A 19,243-nucleotide genomic window follows, 5' to 3' on the forward strand; every position below is an offset into this window, starting at 1 on the left:
CGACGGGAAGGGTTGAGGATGACGGGTAACTGGCGTGGAGAGGACGCTCCCTCGACACCGGAGGTGATCCGGGCGCGAAGCCGGTCGGCACTCGACGCGTCGCGCGGTGGTGTGGCGGTGATCGTCGCCGTCGTGGTGGTCGCGGTCGTGCTGGTGGGTGCCCTGTTGTGGGTGACCTTCCAGGGCGACGACGCCACGATCGCCTCGGAGACCGACCCCGCCCCTTCGGAGGACGTCACCGAGTCCGCGCCACCGGCACCGCCCGGGGACGGCACCTACCAGATCCATCAGGCGGACGACGAGTGCCTGCGGATCTCCGGCAGCGGCGACGGGTACGAACGTCAGGTACTTGCCCGGGGTGCCTGTGACGGTGACGCGGCGTTGTTGACGCTGACCACCGGCACCGACGGGACCGTGACGATCGGCTTCGGGCTCCCCGACCTCGCCGGATCGTGCCTGCGGGTGGACGGTCCACAGGAGGGCGAGGAGGCGGGCATCGACTACTACGGCCCCGCCGAGTGCGATCCGGCCGATCCGCTTCAGCGGTTCACGCTGCTGCCCGCCGCCGACGGGACCGTGCGCCTGCAGTCGGTGGGCGAGCAGTGCATGGACGTGTACGAGGACTACGAGTTCACCGACGGAAAGGTCGTGGCCACCGCGAACTGTTCGGAGTCGGCGACCCAGCCGATGAGGTTCCGTCCGGTGTGACCCGCCGGTCCGGCCGATGACGCCTGACCGGTTCGGACGATGTCGCCTGACGCCTCGGCGTGGGATCGGGTGGGAGCGTCGGCCCGAGTGACCGACTCGGAGAGGACGCCCGTGTTTCGGAACGTCGTCCTCGATCGGGTTCACGTCAGTGGATCCGGCCCGCCAGCGGGTATCCTGGCCTCAGGGCTCGTCAGTGAACCCACCGTCCCACCGCGGCCGTCCCGGTCGGCGCGTAGGGACGCGGACTCACCGTCGCCGTGGGCGGGGATCGAGACGGGCCGAACTGAAGATGGACGAGCCCGGGGGGTGCCGATGTCCGAACTCGAACTGATCTCCACCGCCTTGGCCGCCGGAGCGGGCGCGATCGGATCCGGTCTGGTGGCGGGTGTCTCGGAGACGGCGTCGGCGGTGGTGGTCGACGCCTACCACCGGTTGAAGGCGTTGCTGGGTGGCGGCGTGGCGGACGAAGAACGGTCCGGTGAGATCCTGACCGCGGAGGAGACCGATCCCGGCGTCTGGGAGACAAGACTCCGGGCCGCCGGAGTCACAGTGGACGAAGAGGCGGTGGAGTTGGCGCGCCGGCTCCTGTCGCTGACCGGTCAGGCCGGGAAGTACCGGCTGGACCTCTCCGACGCCAAGGGCGTGCAGGTGGGGGACGGGAACACCCAGCACAACTCGTTCCACTGAACCGGCGGCCCCGCCGGGATCCGACCGGCCCGGGCACCGGAACCCCGGTGGCACAGCGGGAGTCGGCGGCGGATCGGCCGCCGGCCCGCCGTGGACGCCGACGAAGATCACAGGCGCGTCGCTGGCGGGTGACGGCTCCGGCCGGTCATGATGAGTGCGGGTGGTGTCGGCTGGGGAGTCCGATGCCACCCGTTCTCGAAGGAGTGACGTGAACCGGCCGTACGTACTGCTGTCGGCGGCGACGTCGTTGGACGGCTGCCTGGACGACACGACCGACCGGCGGCTCCTGTTGTCGAATCCCGCCGACTTCGCCGAGGTCGACGCCGAACGGGCGAGGGCCGACGCGGTACTCGTCGGCGCGGGCACGGTCCGGGCCGACGATCCACGACTGCTGGTCCGGTCGGCGGAGGCGCGGGCGCGGCGGCTGGCGGAGGGGCGGGCCGAGTCGCCTCTGAAGGTCACCGTGTCCCGGCGGGGCGACCTCGACCCCGACGCCGCCTTCTTCACCGCCGGCGACGTCGGGAAACTCGTCTACGTCACCGATCCCGAAGCCGCGGTGTCCGCCCGGGTGGCCGAGGCGGCGACCGTGGTGCGGGCCACCGGATGGCCGGGGGTCCTGTCCGACCTCGCGGCCAGGGGTGTCGCGCGCCTGATGGTGGAGGGCGGTGCCTCGGTGCACCGGCAACTGCTGGCGGCCGGGCTCGTCGACGAGTTGCGCCTCTCGGTGGCGCCGTTCCTCATCGGAGATCCCGAGGCGCCCCGGTTTCCCGGCACCGGCGACTTCCCGTACGGCCCGGACAGTCCGCTGCGGCTGGTGGAGTGCCGCGCACTGGGCGACATGGTGTCGTTGCGGTACATCGTGAACCGGACCGCCCTCAGCGGATAGACTGGACGGATCGTCACCTTGAGTGATCGGACGACTCCGACCTTCCGGTCGCCGCATGCGCCCGGTCGCCCTTCCCACCACTCGAACCGGCGGGGGTCATCATGGACCGGCCGAATGCCGTTCACGTCCACGGTGGTCAGTTCGGCAGCGGAAACCACCAGCACAACCACTACCACGTCGTCCGACCGGAACCCGACTGGCCGCTGCGGATCGGGGTCACCCCCGTGGTGGCGGACGGCTGGCAGTCCCGGGACACCGACGACCTGCTCGCCGCCGCCGAGGGCTGCGCCGTACTGACCGGCATGGGCGGGGTCGGCAAGACCCAGTCGGCGGCCCGCTACGCCGAACGGCGGTGGCGTGACGGGCTCGACCTGCTGGTGTGGGTCACCGACGCCGACCGCGACACCGTGTCGGCCGAGTACGCCCGGGCCTACGCCGCGGTGTCCGGCGAGAACGAACCCGACACCGCGGCCGCCGCCGCCCGGTTCCGCAACTGGCTCACCACCACGTCACGCCGTTGGCTGGTGGTACTGGACGACGTCGGCAGCCCGGCCGGCCTCAGTGGACTGTGGCCGCCCACGGCACCGGCCGGCATGACCGTGGTGACCACCCGGCGCACCGACGCCGCCTTCGGCGGCGGTGGCCGGCGGCTCCTGCCGGTGGGCATGTTCAGCGTCGCCGGAGCGCGGGCCTTCCTGGCGCGGCGGCTCGCGGCCGACCAGCTCACCGAGGCGGCCGAACTCGCCGAAGACCTCGGATACCTGCCGCTGGCGTTGTCGCACGTGTCCGCGTACCTGCGCGACCTGGACCTCGACTGCGCGGCGTACCGGGCCCGGTTCCACGACCACCGCCGCCGGCTCCCGGACCTGTTCCCCGACCGCGACTCGCTGCCCGACGACTACCCGACCACGGTCGCCGCCACCTGGTCGCTGTCGATAGAGGCGGCCGACCGGCTCCGCCCGGCCGGACTGGCCGGTGAACTCCTCGACCTGGCGTCGCTGCTGTACGAACACGGCATACCCGTCTCGGTCCTCACCTCGGCGCCGGTGCGGGCCGCGTGCGGCGGCGTCTCCGGCGCCGACGTCGTGGACGCCCTGCACAACCTGCGCCGCTTCCACCTCGCGGAGGTCGGCGACGCACGGGTCCGGCTGCACGCGCTGGTCGGCCGGGCGGTACGGGAACGGCTCGCCGGGGAACGACTCCACGCCCTGGCGCACCTGGCGGCGGACGCGCTCATGGCGGTGTGGCCCGACCTGTGCGTCACCGACCAGCACACCTTCGCGTGGCAGAACAACGCGGTGGCCCTCTACAGCGGTGTCGGCGACGTCCTACACCGTGCCCGCGACGGCACCGACGCACCGGCCGGGGTCCACCCGGTCGTGTTCCGGCTGGGGAGGCGGTTCGAGGCCGGCGGGTCCGACGTGGCGGTGGCGTTCTACCGCGACGTGGTGGCGCAGTGCCGGCGCGTCCAGGGCGCCGACCATCCCGACACCTGGCGCGCGCGACTGCGACTGGCGGCCGCGCACGAGAACGCGGGCGAACTGGACACCGCGCGCCGGGAACTCACCGGGCTCCTCACCCGGCAACGCGCCGTCCTCGGTGCCGACGCCGAGGCGACCCTGCGCACCAGGGGGGAGCTGGCCAGGGTGGCGGCCGGGTTGGGTGACGCGACGGCGGTCGCGGAGTTCGACGCGGTGTTGGCCGACGCGGAACGGGTGCTGGGTGCCGAGCACCTGTTGACACTGCTGATCCGGGGAAACCGTACCCACCTGTGGATCCGGCGTCGTGACTTCCGGCGGGCCGGTGAGGAGGCGGCGTCGTTGCCGGCCGACGTGGAACGGATACTGGGCCCCGACCACCTGCTCACCCTCGCCGTCAAGGAGAACGCGGCGTGGTTGAGCGGGGTCGGGAACCCGGACACCGCGATCCGGCTGCTCACCGACGTCCTGTCCGCCAGGAACCGGCTGCAGGGTCCCGATCACGTCGACGTGCTGACGCTGCGGGGCGGCCTGGTGTTCTGGCGCAGGGAGGCGGGTGACGTGTCCGGGGCGTTGGAGGACTCGATCCGGCTGGTCAACGACGACCTGCGGGTCCTCGGTGTACGGCACCCGGTCACGCTGGCGGCGTACGGGCTGACGATCCAGTTGATCGCCGACTCCGGCGACCACGCCCGCGCCGTCGAGCTGACCGCCGACTACCTGCCCGCCGTGACGCGCGTGCACGGTCCGGATTCGGCGGAGGTGTTCGCCGGGCGCGCCAAACTCGCGGAGTGGCGCGGCCTGGCCGGTGACACCGCAGCCGCGATATCGGAACTGACCGGGGTGCTGGCGGACCAGCGCAGGCTGCGCGGTGACGACGACCCGGCGACCCTGGCGATGCGCCTGGACCTGGCCGCCGCGCACTGGCGTGCGGGCGATCCGGCCTGTTCGCTGCGGGAGTACGAGTCGGTGTCGGCGGACGCCGAACGGACCCTGGGGCCCGACAACCAGATCACCGTCAACGCGCGCGTCGAGTACGGTTTCCGGCTCGCCTGGTCCGGCGACACCGAACGGGCCGTGGAACTGCTCGCCGAATCCGCCGCCGCCTACGACCGGTGGTACGGCGCGGGGAGTCCCACGGCCCGCGAGATCACACGGGAACTGTCCCGGTTGCGGAATCCGCTGGCGCGGTGACGGTCGAGACGACCCGTTTGGCGAGCCGGCCGGGACCGTGCGACGTCAGGGCCACCGGCACCCCCAGCGCCGCCGACACCTCGGCGGCCCGGTCACCGGAGAGGGGGTCGCGCAGCACCGGCCGCGCGGTGGACAGCCGCGCGGTGAGGCGCCGCTGCCGCTCGAGGTCGCGGTCGCCCGGCACCAGGTCGGTGAGGGTGCTCCCGTCCGGCATCCGGTAGGTGTCGCACATCCGGACCGGCGAGTCGGCGACGGTGTCGAGGTGGGTCACCGCGAGCGCGTCCACGCCACCGGTCACCGCGAGCGCGTAGCGGTGCGCGACCGCGTCGAAGTGTCCCGCCCGGAAGGCGCCCTGCCAGCGTCCGGTCGAGTTGTGCGGCTCAGGAAGTCGCGTCGACAGCTCCGGGTCCTCCGTCACCAGCGGGCCGGGGCCGTGCCGGGTGGTGTAGGCGCGCAACACCCCGAGCCGGAACGCCGTCGCGCCGCCGCCCGACTCCGCCAGGATCGCCGAGGCGTTGGCGGTGGTCGTGGTGGACCAGGTCGTGTACGGGTGGAAGCCGTGCCACTCGTCGAGCAGGACCCCCTGCGCGCCTTCGAACACCGCCGGTCCGTCCGCGAGCAGCCCGCTCACATGGGAACCGTCCACTATGCGCACGGTGGCGGCGAAGTCGGCCAGGACCGCCGCGACCCGGTCGACCTCGGGAACCGGTGTGGCCGGGTCGTGGGGGAGCCGCCCGGCCAATGCCGCCAGCTTCCGGCGCAGCCGGGCCGGGGCGCGGCAGTCACCGACGGTCGGCGCGTCCTGCGGGTACCGCAGCGCGTACCGGGCGGTCTCACCGATCCCCATCCCGCAGGACCCGTGGCGGTCCCGCCCCCGGGCGAGTTCCCGTGCCCGGTTGGCGGCCCGGTGCCAGGGCGTGGTGATGAGCGCGCGTTCGTCGACCGTGAGTCGCCGCCACGGATCCGCGACACCGCACGACGCCAGGTGGTCCGCCTCGGTGGCCAGCGCGAGCGGGTCGACCAGCATCCGGTCGGACAGGTGCGTGTGGACTCCCGGGACGAGGCTTCCCGCACCGAACTGCGCGAACGTGTGGTGGGTGCCGTCGGGCGTCACCACGTTGTGGGCGGCCTGGGCTCCGCCGTTGTACCGGATGACCGTCCGGTGGCCGCGCATCGCGCACAGCCAGTCCACGACGGTCCCCTTCCCGGCGTCGCCGAAACCCAGGTCCACCACGATGACGTGCGAGTCGCCGTTCACAGCCGGGTGTTCCCGCTCGGTGCCGACATGTCGCCTTCCAGTCCACCGGTGAGTTCGCCGTCGCCGGTGGAGACCCGGGCCGCCGCCAGCGGTGCCAGCGCCTTGCCGACCACGTCCGCCGAGTCGTAGCCGACGTCGGTGAGGTCGGCGAGGCCGGTGTCGAGGTCGATGGCCTGCTCGGCGAGTCCGATCGTCACCGCGATCGTCTCGCACGCGGCCGACAGGTCGTCGAGCAGGATCACGTTCTGTCCGAACAGGGACCGCCAGAACTCGATCAACTTCGGGTCACGGGCGTGGTAGGCGCCCTCCGGGATGATGTAGTACACCTCGAAGGCGCGTTGCAGCTCGCTGACGATCTGGGTCAGCGGGATGTCCTCGCGGACGTCGTCACCGATCACGTCCCGGATCTCGGCTGCCTTGACCTTGCCGTACGCCAGCTCGTCGCCGATGAGGAACAGGTAACCGCGGCGGCCCCGCTTCTCCAGGCAGTCCATCGAGGTGTGCCGGGCCATGAAGTACATCGCCAGTTCGTAGGACTCGGTCATCTGACCGCCGCCGCCGCCCTCCAGCAGGATGTTCCCGAGGTCGTCGTCCATGCGGTTGTCCGACTCGAACTGTCCGACCTGGAGCGGTGCCCGGTCGCAGGTGGCGTCGCCGACTCCGCCGAACATGATCTGCGGGTGTGCGACGTATCCCTTGCGCAGCAGCAGGCCGAACAGTCCGGGCAGTTTCTCCTGAAGGATCCGCGGCACGCTGCCCATCGATCCGGTCACGTCGAACAGGACCGAGATGGCCTGGGACGTCGGGTGTTCGTCGCTGTCGCGGCTCTCCCGGACGGTCACGCTTTTGGGGTTCAGGCTGTCGTGGACCTTCCAGTCGGCGCGGGGGACGTGCCGCATGTCGTCGGTGTAGGCGAAGGCACTCGCGCCGGTCTTGGCGCGGTAGCTCGCGGCGGCGGTGTAGACGTCGGTGGACCAGCGTCCGCTTCCCATGTCAGGTCTCCTGTCGTGTCATCGGGGGTCGGTGGGCAGGTGGAACGGCCGGAACCGGCGCGGCCCGTACAGCCGTGCCAGCAGGTCGTCGAACTCGGTGAGCAGCCGCCACGCGTCGTCGGGCCGGGCGGCCGGGGTGGTCTGGGTGCAGCCCCGCACGAAGTCGCGCATCGGGTCGGGCATCCGGTCTCCGATGAGCCGGGCCATCGTCCGGGTGGCGAGGTGGATGTCGGTGAAGGGGCCGGCGGGGCGGCGGCCAGGTACCTCCACCGGATACCAGTCGGTGTAGCGCGCGACCATCGCCGGTACGGCGGCACCGTCGAGCGCGGCGTAGCACCAGTCGACGATGATCACACCGTGCAGTTCGGGGTGGATCATCACGTGTTCGGGCAGTACCGCGCCGTGTACGACGCCCGCCCGGTGAGCGTGGCCGAGCCCCACGAGCAGGCGGCGCCACATCCAGGCGGCGTCGCGGGGATCGACGCCGCCTGGGTAGGCGGCGGCTACCTCGGTGAGGTCGTGGAAGCCGGTGAGGAGCGGAAGCAGGTTCCCGTGCCGTTCGGCGCCGTCGGTGTCGCGGTGACGGACCACTCCCCGCAGCCGGGGGACGTAGGCGGAGAACGCCGGGTCTCCCCGCTCGGCCAGCCGTTCCAGGGCCGCGGCCTCGCCGCGGATCAGGTCGTTGTCGGCCGGGTGCCTGGCGAGTTTGAGCACCGCGCCCCGGTCGCCGTCGTCGCGGCGCGTCCCGTAGAGGTTCGCCACGTCGCCGGTGGTGTGGGGGCGGCCGATCCGGTACCGGTCGCCGCCGGACCGGAACACCGGGCCGGTGTCGTCGCCCCGGTACCGCCGCCACAGTGACTCCAGCCGGGTGAAAGCCCGGTGGGCGTCGGCGGCGCGTGATTCGGGAGCACGGTCGGGGTGTACTCGTGCGGCGAGCCGCCGGTAGCGCCGTTCCGCCTCGGGGGTGGTCGCGCCGTGTCGTCCCGGTGCGCCGAACAACTGTTCCGGTCCGCTCGCGGTGTCGACGAGCGCGACCGCCTCCTGGAAGTCCCGGTCGGTCATGACTCCTCACCGGCCGGTCGCAGTAGGGCGGGGTGCAGTGACGTCGCGTCCCCCGCGCGGTAGAGCCGGGCGCGCCGGCCGCCCCGGCCGCCGCCCTGGGCGGTCAACCGGCCGGTGTCGACGACGAAACCGGGAACCGACAGGACCTTCCGGTGGAAGTTCGCCGCGTGCAGCGGAACGTTCCACAGTGCCTCGTACACCTCGCGGAGCCCTGCCATGGTGAACTCGGCGGGCAGGAACGCGGTCGCCAGCGCGGTGTACTCCAGTTTGGAGCGGGCGCGTTCCACGCCGTCGGCGAGGATCGCCGCGTGGTCGAAGGCCAGTGGGCGGGGTGTCGGTCCGCCCGTGCCGAAGCCCAGTTCCCGCAGCGGCACCCAGGCGGCCTCGGCCGCGTCGGTGCCGGGGCGGGGGTCGGGCAGGTCGGCGGCCAGCAGCAGGTAGGCGATCGACACCACGCGCATCCGGGGGTCGCGGGTGGGGGAGCCGTAGCCACCCAACTGTTCGATGTGGACGTCCGAGGGGAGCCGGGTCTCCTCGCCGAGTTCTCGCAGCGCGGCGGTGGCCAGGTCCTCGTCGGCGTGTACGAAACCGCCCGGCAGCGCCCACGCGCCCTGGAACGGTGGGACCCCGCGTCGGATCAGCAGTGCCACGGGGACGCCCTCGCGCATCGTCAGCGCCACGACGTCCACGGTCACCGCGACCGGCGGGAAGGCCGCCGGGTCGTACTCGGCGAGGAAGGTCTCCTCCGGGTCGGGCACCGCCGACACCTCCATTCTTCTCAGTTAGAGAAAATCTCGTTCTGAGAATAACTTAGCACCCGAATCGGCGCCCGGCAAGTACCGGGGTCGCTCAGTTCCGGATTCGCGCCGCCACCGGCGGCAACAGCAGGGCGACCGCGGCCGCCGCCCACAACGGGACCGCCACCACGGTCTGGGCCGCTCCCTGCGTGACCAGGGCCGCGACCGCACCGGCCGACACGGTCCCGGCGACGGCCGTCGCCACCGCCTCGCCGATCACCGCGGCACCCGCCGCGCCCACCGGGGTCACCCCGTCTTCGCGCGGTTCCACGATCTGGTTGATCGCGTCGAGATACGCCGTCCCCATCCCGACACCGGCGGCGGCCCAACCCGCCGCGTACCAACCGAGCCCCGAGGGCACCAGTCCGGCGGTCGCCGCCGCCGTCAGGGACAGGCCCGCGCACAACAACGCGGCCGACAGCCACGTCCTCGTCAGGAAGACCCGGCGACTCCGCGCGGGGAACCGGCCGGTCACCAGGCCCGCGACGGCCCAACCCAGGCTCCCCACGCCCAGCAGCACCCCGATCCGCCCGGCGTCGAACCGCAGCACGTCGTGCCCCACGATCGCCGTGATCGACTGCGCGCCGAAGTACACCGTGGACAACAGGAACAGCAGCGCCACCGCGCTCGGCCTGCCCCGGCGCAACCGTGCCGTCCCCGCCGGCAGCAGGCGTACCGCCGCCAGGCCGGTCACCAGGAGACCCGCCACCGCGCACCCTGCCGCCACCACTCCACCGGGTGCCGTCGCCATCGTGGACAGCAGCCCCACCCCGACCGCCAACAGCAGTCCGGAGTGGACGTCCCAGCGGCGGCGCGCGTCGGGCGGCTCGGCCGGCAGCCGTCTGGCCACACCCCACCGGGCCAGCAACAACAGCGGGAGGTAGAGGACCAGCGCCCAACGCCAGCCCAACGCCTCGGAGACCCACGCCGCGTACACCGGCCCCACGATCGACGTGACCAGCCACATCGCGGAGAAACCGGCCAGCACCAACTGACGCCACGCCCGGGGCAGTGCCGTCACCAGCGCACCCATCGACACGGTGGCCAGCGCACCGGCGGCCAGGCCCGTCACGAACCTGCCCCCGATGAACACCGCGACATGCGCGGCCACCGCCGATGTCACCGCCCCGGCCACCGTCACCGCGGTGAACCAGCCGAGCAGCCGCCCCGCCGGGAAACGCCCCAGCAGATACGTCCCCAACGGCATGGTCAGGAACATCGCCACCTGCGGCGCCGCCGTCACCACGCCGTACAGGCGTTGACCGTGCAACTCGGCGGCCATCAGGGGCGTCGTGACGGCCACGATCGCCGACTGGACACCCGCCAACGCCTCGACACCCAGCAACGCGAGGGCGAGCATCCCCGTCGCCGACCCGAACAGGGACCGCGGTGACGGGGGCGGAACGGTCATCGGCCCAGGCTAACGGGCCGGTACGACTCCGCCGCTCCCCTCGGCCGTGGAACCCGGAAACGGCGGTGACGCCGACACCCGCCGCGTAACGTGAGCCGAGAGCCCCCGGGGAGAAGCGGCGAGAACCCGACGAAAGGCACACCATGCGACTGGGCTACAAACTGGCGGCCGAGGCGTTCGGCCCGGCCGACCTCATCGACCAGGCGGTCCGCGCCGAACGGGCCGGCTTCGACTTCGCCGAGATGAGCGACCACTACCACCCCTGGCTGGACGTCCAGGGGCATTCCCCGTTCGCGTGGACGGTGTTGGGCGCCATCGCGGTCAAGACCGAACGGCTGGGGCTGGCGACCGGCGTCACCTGCCCGACCGTCCGCTACCACCCCGCGATCATCGCGCAGGCCGCCGCCACCCTCGGGCTGGTCAGCGGAGGCCGGTTCGTGCTCGGCCTGGGATCCGGGGAACGGCTCAACGAACACGTGGTGGGGCAGGGCTTCCCGGCCGTGGAGGAACGCCACGAGCTGTTCCGGGAGGCGCTGGAGATCATCCGGCTGTTGTGGCGCGGCGGCTACCGGTCCTATCGGGGCACACACCTGAAACTGGAGGACGCGCGCGTCTTCGACCTCCCCGAGACGCCGCCGCTGATCGCCGTCGCGGCGGGCGGCGCCCGCGCGGCCCGCATCGCCGGTGAACTCGGCGACGGACTGTTCACCACCGAGCCGCGCGCCGACCTCGTCGCGCACTATCGCGAGGCGGGCGGGAACGGCCCCAGGTACGCGGAGGTGGCCGTGGCCTGGGCGCCCGACGAGCAGACGGCGGTGCGGGCGGCCTGGGAGACCACCCGGTGGGCGGTCACGGGCTGGAAGGTCATGGCGGAACTGCCCAACCCGGTGAACTTCGAGGCCGCCGCGGCGACCGTCCGGGAGGACGACATCCGCGAGAAGCTGGCGTGCGGCCCCGACCCGCAGCGGTACATCGCGGCCGTGCAGGAGTACGTGGACGCCGGATACGACCACATCGTGCTCATGAACGCGGGGCCCGATCCGGCAGGGTTCATCGACTTCTTCCAGAGTGAACTGAACGGGCCGCTGCGCGAACTGACGCCGCGTTCCTGAGGCTGACCGCGCCCGCCGTCCCCTCGCGCAGCGGCACCACGCGAGGGGACGGCGGCGGTTCAGACCAGATCGCGGGGGATGGTGCGCCGCCAGTTCTGCGAGTGGATCCGGGGGTCGCCCCGGTCGGCGTCGAGTTCGTAGGCGTCCAACTGCGCGTTGACCATGAAGTCCTCGGGTGTGGAGGTCAACACGGTGCGGGTCACCACCTCGACGCGCCAGTCGTCGCGTTCGAAGCGGCGGATCGTGCGGGTCTCGCCCCGTACCGAGTTGACGTCGTTCCACCGGAAGCTGTACCACTCGTGGGTGGCGCGCCGCATCACGGTGTCGGTCTCGTCGATGCGGAAGCTGCCCTGGTCGTTGGCGACTTCGAGTGTGGAGACGTTGGTGGCGAGGTCACGGGTGACCCGCCAGTGGTGCCTTCCGGGTTCGAGGCGCGTCGTCTCCAGCTCGGGGGCGCCCTCGGGCTCGCCGAACGGCCGCAACCGGGCGTCGGACTCCTTGGGCGGCCGGATGGGCAGCGACAGTGTGCTGGCGCCGGCCGTGAACGTCAGTGTCGTCGCCTCGGGTGACGGCCAGGCCAGCGGCCAGTACGAGGTGGACACCGACAGCCGCAGCCGGTGTCCGGCCGGGATCGACTGGGCGATCGCGTTCATCTGCACGGTCACCGGGTACCGCCGCCCGGGTTCGAGCGGTTCGGGGTGTTCGCTGCCGTTCCGGTGCGTCAGGTTGAGCAGTCCGTAGGTGAAGCGGGTGGCCTCGCCGTTGGGTGCCACGTCGGAAAGCCGCACCGCGAGCATCGCGACCGGCTTGTCCGAGGCGACCTCGAACGACACCGCGGGCATCCCGAACAGCTCCATGGGTTCCCGGAGTGGCTCGGTCTCGTAGACCAGTGCGCCGCCGTCCTCCTCGCGCTGGTCGAACGGCAGGTCGGGGGTGGCCGCGTAGGACGCCCACTTGCCGGCGAACATCCCGACGCTCAACGGCGACTGCAACGTCACGTCGGTGCCGCCCGGTGCGTCGGAGGCCTCGGTCTGTTCGATCCCGTGCCGCCACAGCCGGTACACCCGGGTCTCGATGTCCGGTGAGGGCCATCGGTCCTCGGCGACCCAGCGACCCGGCCGGTCCTCATAGGACGGCTCGGGCGAGATGCTGTCCTGCATCCACGCCCGCAGCATCGGCTCGTCCATGATCCCGGTGTCCCGGCCCTTCAGCCAGTGGTCCCACCACCGGACCACCTCCTGGAGGAAACCGATCGCGGGACCGGGCACGCCGGTGTGCGGGTACTTGTGCCCCCACGGCCCTATCAGCCCCTTGCGGGGCACGTCCAGGTGACGCATCAACCGGAACACGGCGTTGGTGTAGCCGTCCGCCCAGCCGCCGACCGCCATCACGGGGATCCGGACGGCGGAGTAGTCCTCACACACCGACGCCGGCTTCCAGTAGTCGTCACGGCGTTGATGGCTCAACCAGGTCTCCAGCCACAGACCGCTGCCCTCCAGCCGTTCCCGCCACATCTCCCGCCAGCGGTCCCCGACGATCTCCGGATCCGGCGGCAGCGAGTTGAAGGCGAACATCACCGTCGCCTCCGACAGGTTGTCGGCGAGCAGGCAGCCGCCCATGTAGTGCATGTTGTCGACGTAGAGGTCGTCGGTGGCGGAGGCGCTGATGATCGCCTTGAGCGCGGGCGGCCGGCGGGCGGCCACCTGGAGGCTGTTGAACCCGCCCCACGAGATGCCCATCATCCCCACGTTGCCGTCGCACCACGGTTGCGCGGCCAGCCAGGCGATGACGTCCTCGGCGTCCTCGTGTTCCTGCGGCCGGTACTCGTCCACCAGGACGCCGTCGGAGTCGCCGCTGCCGCGCATGTCGACCCGCACGCTCGCGTACCCGTGCCCGGCGATGTACGGGTGGTTCACGGAGTCGCGGCCACGGGTGGCGTCGCGTTTCCGGTACGGGATGTACTCCAGGACCGCGGGCACCGGGGAGTCCTCGGCGTCCACCGGCAACCAGATGCGGGCGGCGAGGCGCGCCCCGTCGCGCATCGGGATGAACCGGTTCTCCACCACCCGGACCTCGTGCGGGAACTCCGTCACCGTCCTCATGCGGCCTCCCCCTCCTCGACCGGGGCGAATTCGAAGGGCAGCTCGGCCCGGATCCGGTCGTAACGTCTCACGAGCTGTTCCCGGTCGTCGGCTCCGATGTAGAGCTTGCCCAGGATGTAGCGGTAACTGTCCTGGTGGGGGAGGTCGGACAGCCGGTTGCCCTCGGCGACCTGCACGGTCACCGTGGTCTCGCCGTCCATGTCGCGGATGCGGCGGCGGTCGTCCTCGTCGGGGATCCGAGTGACCACCGCGTCCCGGTCGTGGAACACCATGCACTGCGAGGCGACCGCGAAGTCGCCCTTGCGGTGCGGCATGGACGGGTGCTCGCCCAGCGCGACGTCGATGGCGACCTCGTGGTTGGACACACCGTCCACCTTCGCGAACAGGTCGCTGTGGGACTGCGAGATGCGGGTGTTGACCTCGATGATCCACAGCTTGTCGGTCTTCTCGTCCCACATGTACTCGGCGTTGAAACAGCCGTTGTCGAAACCCACGTGGCGCAGGAACCGTTCGGTGGTGTCGATCATGCGTCGCTGCACCGATTCCGGCACGCTGTCCGCGGGGTAGTCGAGCCGGGCGAAACTGGTGCCGTCGGCGTCCTTGTGCATGTCGATCACGCCGTGCACCGCGAAGTCGCCGCGGAAGACGCTGCCCTCCGGCGCCACCTGGATGCCCGTGACGAACTGTTCGGCGAGACAGGTGTTGCCGTCGACGTCGCGCAGCTCCGCCGGAAGGTCGGCCATGGCCAGCACGTCGTTGAACGCGTCGCCGACCTGCGTGATCTCATCACGGATCTCGCCGATCGCCGCCTCGAACTGCGCGGCGTCGTGGATCTCGAAGCCCAGGTTCGACGAGTGGGACTTCACCGGTTTCACCCAGAACGGGAAGTCCACGTCCAGTTTGGACAAGGCGTCGTCGTCGAACGGGTCGAAGGCGGCGAACCTCGGGACGCACTCGGGGATCACGGCGCGCTGTTCCAGCCGGCTCCAGTACTTGTGCTCGCATTTCAGCAGGCTCGCCAGCGACGGTGCCGGAACGCCGTGTTCGGCGGCCAGCAGCGGGCCCAGGATGCTGGCGGGGAAGTCCCAGTGGGCGATGATCGCGTCGACGGGACCGTCGAACCGCCGCAGTTCCTCCCGGCCGCGCTCCAGCAGGGCGGGGAAGTCGATCTCGGGGTCCCGCACCACCGACTCGTAGTCCAGCAGGTTGTGGAACGCGTACTCGGACGCGCGGCGCACCGTCTCCAGTTCGCCGCGCTGTACGTCCGTCATGCCCAGAACGAAGATGTTCTTCTTCATCACCCGGTCCTCTCCGGTCGGGGGTGCACCGTGCGACCGGCCGGTGTCGGGACGGCCGATCAGACCCCCTGGTTACCCGGCCCCTCGGCGCGTTAACCGGCGGCGCGACCCGCCCGGCGGCGGCTCCGGGCAGACCGGGCGGGGACCAAGCGGGACGGGGTGGGGACCAAGCACGGCCCGGCGGGGACCAAGTGCGGCGGGGTGGGGACCAAGTGCCACGGGGGCGCAGCCGGCTACCCGGCCGTGGGCGCGTCCCGTGTCACCGCGCGCAGCGCGCCGACCACCTCGGCGCCGGTCGGTGCGGAGTCCGGGTCCAGCAACGCCTGTACGACGAACCCGACGATCATGGCGTGCAGTGTGGCGCCGAGTCCGCGTGCGGTCTCCTCGTCGACCCGATCGGGTTCCACACCCAGGGCCATGGCGGCCAGTTCCCGCCGCCCGATCCCGACGTCGCGGGCGAGCCTGTCCCGGATGTCGGGCACGAACAACGCCTGCGCGTACGCCTGGATGCTGGCCACCTGGAGTGAGCGGTCGGCGCGGACGTCGGCGAACAGTGTGTCCAGCAGCCGTTCGAGCCTGGCGGCGGGGTCGGCCGCGCGGGCGGCGTGGACCGCGGCCTCGATGGTGTCACCCCACTCGCTGACCAGTTCGAGTGTGGCGAGGCTCATGAGGTTGTCCTTCGAGCCGAAGTGATAGCCGATCGAGGCGAGGTTCGCGCCGGAGACGGCCGCGACGTCGCGGGCCGTGGTGCGGCTGTATCCCTTCTCCACCAGGCACTTCTTGGCTCCTGCGAGCAGATCGTCACGCTGTCCCATGGCGGAAGCCTAGCGTATCCGTACGCACGTACGTTTGCGGTTTAATCTGTACGTACGTATGATCGCTCCATGACCCGTGTCGACGAAGGCGTACGCGCCACCGGTAAGACCTGGCTGGGGCTGGTCGTCCTGCTCCTGCCCGCGCTGCTGATCTCCATGGACCTGTCGGTGTTGTTCGTGGCGGGCCCCGCCATCACACAGGCGCTCCAACCCACCGCGACGCAGTGGCTGTGGATGATGGACGTCTACGGATTCGTGTTGGCGGGAATGCTCGTCACCATGGGATCGCTCGGTGACCGGATCGGTCGCCGCCGACTGCTCCTCATCGGTGCCGCCGTGTTCGGCGCGGCCTCCCTCCTGACGTCGCTGGCGACCGAACCCGCCACCCTCATCGCCGCCCGCGCGCTGCTCGGCCTCGGCGGTGCGACCCTCGCGCCGGCCACCTTCGCGTTGATCCGCGAGATGTTCCGGGACGACGCCCAGCGCCGCGTCGCGATAGGCGCGTGGACGATCGCGTTCAGCGGCGGGGCCGTCGCCGGCCCGATCGTCGGCGGTTTGTTGCTGGCCCACTTCTGGTGGGGGGCGGTCTTCCTCGTGAACGTTCCCGTCATGGTCCTGCTGCTCGTCGCCGCTCCGCTGACCGTCCCCGAGGCCCGCGCGACCGGCCGGGCCCGCTTCGACCTCGCGGGCGCGGCACTGTCACTCGCGGGAGTACTGGGTGTGGTGTACGGAATGAAACACCTCGCCACCGACGGTTTCGGGACGGTGGCCGTCGGAGCCCTGCTGGCCGGTGCCGCGGGGCTGACGGGCTTCGTCCTGCGGCAACGTCGCGCCGCCCATCCGCTCATCGACATGTCGCTATTCCGTGACCCGGCGTTCGGCGGCGCGGTGACCGCCAACGCGGTCGTGTCCTTCGCGACCGCCGGACTCGGCCTGCTCGCGTTCACGTTCATGCAGACCGTCCACGGCGCCACCCCGTTGGAGGCCGCGCTGTGGGCGCTGCCCACGTTCGCCGGGACGATACTGGGAGCGGTGGCCGCCGGAGCCGTCACCGACCGGCTCCCCGCCGCCGTGCCGGTTCCGGCGGGCATGGTGATCGCGGCGCTCGGCTTCGCCGCCATCGCCACCATCACGCCGGAGGCGCCGGTGTGGCGGCTCGTCGCCGGTTACACCCTGCTGGCGGTCGGCATCGGAGTCACCGGGACGGTCGCGAACTCGGTCGTCCTCACCTCCGCGCCCGCCGACCGCGCCGGTGCCGCGTCCGGAGTGTCGGAGACCAGCACCGAACTCGGGGCCGCGCTGGGGATCGCGGTACTCGGCACCGTCGCCACCGGCGTCTACACCGGACGGATGACCGGCCACGACGGAGCCGGCACGGTCGCCGAGGCCGTCGCCACCGCCGAGACACTGCCCGGCCGCGCCGCCGACACCCTCCGCGACGCGGCCTTCGCCGCCTACACCTCCGGCGTCACCACCGCCGCCGCCACGGGTGCCGTCCTGGTGGTGGCGCTGGCCGTCCTCGTCACCGTGCTGATGCGTCGGTCACGACGGTGACGGCCCGGCGCTCACTCGACCGTGGCCGACAGTGCCTCGGCCATGCCGCGCGCCGCCAACCGGTCGGCCCGCTCGTTCTCGGCGTGTCCCGAATGGCCCTTGACCCACAGCCACTCCACCCGGTGGCGGGCGATCGCCGCGTCCAACCGCTGCCACAGGTCGACGTTCTTGACCGGCTTGCGATCCGAGGTCATCCAGCCGTTGCGCTTCCAGCGCGGCACCCAGGACGTGATGCCGTTCTTGACGTAGGTGCTGTCGGTGTGCAACCGCACCACGCACGGCCTGGTCAGGCTCTCCAGCGCCTCCGCCGGTGCCGTCAACTCCATCCGGTTGTTCGTGGTGTCGTCGGCGGACCCGCCGCACATTTCCCGCTCGTGCGCGCCGTAACGCAGCAGCGCACCCCAGCCTCCCGGGCCGGGATTCCCGCTGCAGGCGCCGTCGGTGTAGATGTCAACGATCTGATCGGCCACCGCCGAACGATACGGCACCGGCCCCCGCGACGGGCTGACCGCCTCCGAACACCGACGGCAGCCCGACCGCCACGGCCAGCCGGATCGCGCCGCAGTCGCACACCCGGTGGCTGACGGCCACGCCGTCACGCGGCCGACGCACGGTGACCGTCACCGCCATCGTGTGACGGCAGCCCCCGGAACCGGCCGGGCAGTCGCCGGACGGCGGAGCCGGCACCGCCGCCAACCGGTGGTGCAGGAGCGGGAAGGCCAGCACGACGAGACTGGCGACGGCTACGGCGACGGTGATGTCGAGCATGATGCGATCCAAACCGGTGCGGGGGCGTGCCGGGCGAAGGCGATGCTACGACCGCGGCCCCGGCACTGTCACTCGCCGGTTCGGCCGTGAATCGTCCGGCCGAACACCCGATCGGGCGATCCCCGTCTCACGGGACCGCCGCCGGGCGGGGTGGTCACGGCCCTGCGGGTAGGGTCGCAGCCGTCTCACCGCCGAACGAGGGAGAAACGGTGCCGCGGCTGAAGCTGTCCGAAGAGGTGTCCACCGCGTTGTCGACGGGCGCGCCCGTGGTGGCGTTGGAGTCGACGATCATCTCGCACGGCCTCCCCAGGCCCCGCAACCACCGGGTGGCGGTGGAGTTCGAGTCGATCCTGCGGGAGCGCGGCGTCGTCCCGGCCACCATCGCGGTCCTCGACGGCGTGCCCCACGTGGGCCTCACCCCGGAACAACTGGCCCGGATCGCCGAGGACGAGTCGCTGCGTAAGTTCGGGTACCGCGACCTCCCGCTGGCGGTGGCGACCGGCGCCTCGGGCGCCACCACGGTCTCGGGCACCGCGCATCTGGCCGCGGCGGCGGGGATCGGGGTGTTCGCCACCGGCGGTCTGGGAGGAGTCCACCGGGGCTGGACCACCGAACAGGACGAGTCCGCCGACCTCAACCTGCTGAGCCGTACCCGGATCACCGTGGTCTGCGCCGGCGTCAAGTCCATCCTGGACGTACCCGCCACACTGCAGCGCCTGGAGACCCTGAACGTGTCGGTGGCCGGTTACCGCACCGACGAGTTCCCCGGCTTCTACCTCACCGGCTCCGGCCAACCGGTCGACTGGCGGCTCGACGACCCGGAGCGGGTCGCGGCGGTCATGCGCGCCCAGCGGGACACCGACGGCCCGGAGACCGCCCTCATCGTCGCCAACCCGGTGGACGCCGCGGCGCAGCTCGACCCCGCCCTGCACGACCGGGTGCTGGCCGACGGTCTCGCCGCCGCCGAGTCGGCCGGAATCGTCGGCCAGGCCGTGACGCCGTTCCTGCTGGGCTACCTCGTCGAGCACACCGACGGCGCCTCGCTGGAGGCCAACCTCGCGGCGGTACGCGGCAACGTCGCACTGGCCGCCGGAATCGCGACCGCGTTCGCGGCGGCCTGA

General features: G+C 71.8%; 17 protein-coding genes. 7 read left to right on the forward strand and 10 right to left on the reverse strand.

Going from position 1 to position 19,243, the window contains the following annotated elements; translation table 11 throughout:
• The first annotated feature begins 18 nt into the window (after window positions 1-18).
• The 4 genes from LX16_RS02060 to LX16_RS02075 all read left to right on the forward strand — a co-directional run bounded on the left by LX16_RS02060 (window position 19) and on the right by LX16_RS02075 (window position 4,953).
• Window positions 19-708 (forward strand): RICIN domain-containing protein, encoded by a 690-nt coding sequence (locus LX16_RS02060; protein WP_147132254.1) that lies wholly within the window; start codon window positions 19-21, stop codon window positions 706-708.
• A gap of 312 nt (window positions 709-1,020) precedes the next feature.
• Window positions 1,021-1,395, forward strand: a complete 375-nt coding sequence (locus tag LX16_RS02065; RefSeq protein ID WP_147132258.1) for a hypothetical protein — start codon at window positions 1,021-1,023, stop codon at window positions 1,393-1,395.
• Between the two features lie 208 nt (window positions 1,396-1,603).
• Entirely contained in the window at window positions 1,604-2,281 is a 678-nt protein-coding gene (locus tag LX16_RS02070) for a RibD family protein (protein ID WP_147132261.1), read from the forward strand.
• A 101-nt stretch (window positions 2,282-2,382) separates the two neighbouring features.
• The gene (locus tag LX16_RS02075) at window positions 2,383-4,953 is read left to right on the forward strand and encodes a tetratricopeptide repeat protein (protein WP_147132264.1); all 2,571 of its coding nucleotides are present in this window, start codon (window positions 2,383-2,385) and stop codon (window positions 4,951-4,953) included.
• Here LX16_RS02075 and LX16_RS02080 read toward each other — a convergent pair.
• The 5 genes from LX16_RS02080 to LX16_RS02100 all read right to left on the reverse strand — a co-directional run bounded on the left by LX16_RS02080 (window position 4,910) and on the right by LX16_RS02100 (window position 10,473).
• Window positions 4,910-6,211, reverse strand: a complete 1,302-nt coding sequence (locus tag LX16_RS02080; protein WP_211354234.1) for an adenylosuccinate synthetase — start codon at window positions 6,209-6,211, stop codon at window positions 4,910-4,912. The two genes, LX16_RS02075 and LX16_RS02080, sit on opposite strands and share 44 nt — an antisense overlap.
• Window positions 6,208-7,203, reverse strand: coding sequence for a hypothetical protein (locus LX16_RS02085; protein WP_147132267.1), 996 nt, complete (start codon window positions 7,201-7,203; stop codon window positions 6,208-6,210). The genes LX16_RS02080 and LX16_RS02085 overlap by 4 nt, the downstream gene beginning before the upstream one ends.
• Window positions 7,204-7,221: 18 nt before the next feature.
• Window positions 7,222-8,265: a molecular chaperone DnaJ gene (locus LX16_RS02090; RefSeq protein ID WP_147132270.1), complete on the reverse strand. Its 1,044-nt coding sequence runs from the start codon at window positions 8,263-8,265 to the stop codon at window positions 7,222-7,224.
• Window positions 8,262-9,038, reverse strand: coding sequence for an NUDIX hydrolase (locus LX16_RS02095; protein WP_147132274.1), 777 nt, complete (start codon window positions 9,036-9,038; stop codon window positions 8,262-8,264). Before LX16_RS02095 ends, LX16_RS02090 begins: the two co-directional genes overlap by 4 nt.
• A gap of 76 nt (window positions 9,039-9,114) precedes the next feature.
• Window positions 9,115-10,473 carry an MFS transporter gene (locus LX16_RS02100; protein WP_147132277.1) on the reverse strand — a complete coding sequence of 453 codons (1,359 nt, stop codon included), beginning with the start codon at window positions 10,471-10,473 and terminating at the stop codon, window positions 9,115-9,117.
• Window positions 10,474-10,616: 143 nt separating this feature from the next.
• On the opposite strand from LX16_RS02100, the gene LX16_RS02105 reads away from it, so the two are divergent.
• Window positions 10,617-11,585 carry a TIGR03557 family F420-dependent LLM class oxidoreductase gene (locus tag LX16_RS02105; protein ID WP_147132280.1) on the forward strand — a complete coding sequence of 323 codons (969 nt, stop codon included), beginning with the start codon at window positions 10,617-10,619 and terminating at the stop codon, window positions 11,583-11,585.
• Window positions 11,586-11,644: 59 nt separating this feature from the next.
• On the opposite strand, the gene LX16_RS02110 is transcribed toward LX16_RS02105, so the two are convergent.
• The 3 genes from LX16_RS02110 to LX16_RS02120 all read right to left on the reverse strand — a co-directional run bounded on the left by LX16_RS02110 (window position 11,645) and on the right by LX16_RS02120 (window position 15,800).
• Complete coding sequence (locus LX16_RS02110) at window positions 11,645-13,687, reverse strand: CocE/NonD family hydrolase (protein ID WP_147132283.1); 2,043 nt, start codon at window positions 13,685-13,687, stop codon at window positions 11,645-11,647.
• Complete coding sequence (locus LX16_RS02115; RefSeq protein ID WP_147132286.1) at window positions 13,684-14,985, reverse strand: ATP-grasp domain-containing protein; 1,302 nt, start codon at window positions 14,983-14,985, stop codon at window positions 13,684-13,686. The genes LX16_RS02110 and LX16_RS02115 overlap by 4 nt, the downstream gene beginning before the upstream one ends.
• 233 nt (window positions 14,986-15,218) lie before the next feature.
• Window positions 15,219-15,800 (reverse strand): TetR/AcrR family transcriptional regulator, encoded by a 582-nt coding sequence (locus LX16_RS02120; protein ID WP_147132290.1) that lies wholly within the window; start codon window positions 15,798-15,800, stop codon window positions 15,219-15,221.
• A gap of 69 nt (window positions 15,801-15,869) precedes the next feature.
• On the opposite strand from LX16_RS02120, the gene LX16_RS02125 reads away from it, so the two are divergent.
• Window positions 15,870-17,354 (forward strand): MFS transporter, encoded by a 1,485-nt coding sequence (locus tag LX16_RS02125; protein ID WP_147132293.1) that lies wholly within the window; start codon window positions 15,870-15,872, stop codon window positions 17,352-17,354.
• An 11-nt stretch (window positions 17,355-17,365) separates the two neighbouring features.
• On the opposite strand, the gene rnhA is transcribed toward LX16_RS02125, so the two are convergent.
• Entirely contained in the window at window positions 17,366-17,824 is a 459-nt protein-coding gene (gene rnhA, locus LX16_RS02130; RefSeq protein ID WP_147132296.1) for a ribonuclease HI, read from the reverse strand.
• The gene (locus tag LX16_RS02135) at window positions 17,805-18,122 is read right to left on the reverse strand and encodes a hypothetical protein (protein WP_147132299.1); all 318 of its coding nucleotides are present in this window, start codon (window positions 18,120-18,122) and stop codon (window positions 17,805-17,807) included. Before LX16_RS02135 ends, rnhA begins: the two co-directional genes overlap by 20 nt.
• Before the next feature lie 209 nt (window positions 18,123-18,331).
• On the opposite strand from LX16_RS02135, the gene LX16_RS02140 reads away from it, so the two are divergent.
• Window positions 18,332-19,243, forward strand: a complete 912-nt coding sequence (locus tag LX16_RS02140; protein ID WP_244615642.1) for a pseudouridine-5'-phosphate glycosidase — start codon at window positions 18,332-18,334, stop codon at window positions 19,241-19,243.

The sequence above is a fragment of the Stackebrandtia albiflava genome (genome assembly GCF_007994225.1).
Classification (GTDB): domain Bacteria; phylum Actinomycetota; class Actinomycetes; order Mycobacteriales; family Micromonosporaceae; genus Stackebrandtia; species Stackebrandtia albiflava.

Coding starts and splice junctions, on each gene's coding strand:
- LX16_RS02115 (WP_147132286.1), bottom strand. CDS start 14,985: ATGAAGAAGAACATCTTCGTTCTGGGCATGACGGACGTACAGCGCGGC.
- LX16_RS02065 (WP_147132258.1), top strand. CDS start 1,021: ATGTCCGAACTCGAACTGATCTCCACCGCCTTGGCCGCCGGAGCGGGC.
- LX16_RS02100 (WP_147132277.1), bottom strand. CDS start 10,473: ATGACCGTTCCGCCCCCGTCACCGCGGTCCCTGTTCGGGTCGGCGACG.
- LX16_RS02060 (WP_147132254.1), top strand. CDS start 19: ATGACGGGTAACTGGCGTGGAGAGGACGCTCCCTCGACACCGGAGGTG.
- LX16_RS02075 (WP_147132264.1), top strand. CDS start 2,383: ATGGACCGGCCGAATGCCGTTCACGTCCACGGTGGTCAGTTCGGCAGC.
- LX16_RS02090 (WP_147132270.1), bottom strand. CDS start 8,265: ATGACCGACCGGGACTTCCAGGAGGCGGTCGCGCTCGTCGACACCGCG.
- LX16_RS02085 (WP_147132267.1), bottom strand. CDS start 7,203: ATGGGAAGCGGACGCTGGTCCACCGACGTCTACACCGCCGCCGCGAGC.
- LX16_RS02120 (WP_147132290.1), bottom strand. CDS start 15,800: ATGGGACAGCGTGACGATCTGCTCGCAGGAGCCAAGAAGTGCCTGGTG.
- LX16_RS02135 (WP_147132299.1), bottom strand. CDS start 18,122: ATGCTCGACATCACCGTCGCCGTAGCCGTCGCCAGTCTCGTCGTGCTG.
- LX16_RS02110 (WP_147132283.1), bottom strand. CDS start 13,687: ATGAGGACGGTGACGGAGTTCCCGCACGAGGTCCGGGTGGTGGAGAAC.
- LX16_RS02105 (WP_147132280.1), top strand. CDS start 10,617: ATGCGACTGGGCTACAAACTGGCGGCCGAGGCGTTCGGCCCGGCCGAC.
- LX16_RS02125 (WP_147132293.1), top strand. CDS start 15,870: ATGACCCGTGTCGACGAAGGCGTACGCGCCACCGGTAAGACCTGGCTG.
- LX16_RS02095 (WP_147132274.1), bottom strand. CDS start 9,038: ATGGAGGTGTCGGCGGTGCCCGACCCGGAGGAGACCTTCCTCGCCGAG.